A 592-nucleotide genomic window follows, 5' to 3' on the forward strand; every position below is an offset into this window, starting at 1 on the left:
ATCGGCGACCGATACCTACGAGAACCACAGCACGAACAAGTCCAGCAGCGGCAGCATCGGTGTATCCCTCGGCAGCAAGGGCTGGGGCGTGTCGGCTTCGGCATCCACCAGCAAGGGCAACGGCGACACCACGGGCACCACGCAGGTCAACAGCCACGTGAAGGGCAGCGAATCGGTATCGATCGTGTCCGGCAACGACACGAACATCCTGGGCGGGGTGGTCAGGGGCGGCAAGGTAACGGCAGACGTGGGCGGCGACCTGAACCTGGCCAGCCGCCAGGACACCGAAGAAAGCCACGCGCGCCAGCAGAGCGTGGGCGGCGGCCTGAGCTGGAGCCAGGCTGGAGGTCTCACTGGTTCGTTCACGGCCACAAAGGGCAAGGGCGACGGCAACTACGCCAACGTGACCGAGCAATCGGGCATTCTGGCGGGCGACGGCGGCTTCGATATCAAGGTCAAGGGCAACACGGACCTGAAGGGCGCCCTCATCGCCAGCACGGCCACCAAGGACAGGAACAAGCTGAGCACGGGCACGCTGAGCTGGAGCGATATCGAGAACAAGTCGGACTACAGCGCGACGTCGATGGGGCTG

Annotated in this window: 1 protein-coding gene; it reads left to right on the forward strand. The window is 64.9% G+C overall.

What is annotated here, in order from left to right:
• The coding region (locus A9J21_RS17165; protein WP_156545978.1) for a hemagglutinin repeat-containing protein at positions 1-592 on the forward strand (592 nt) is incomplete at both ends.

Source organism: Cupriavidus sp. D384 (assembly GCF_001652915.1).
Classification (GTDB): domain Bacteria; phylum Pseudomonadota; class Gammaproteobacteria; order Burkholderiales; family Burkholderiaceae; genus Cupriavidus.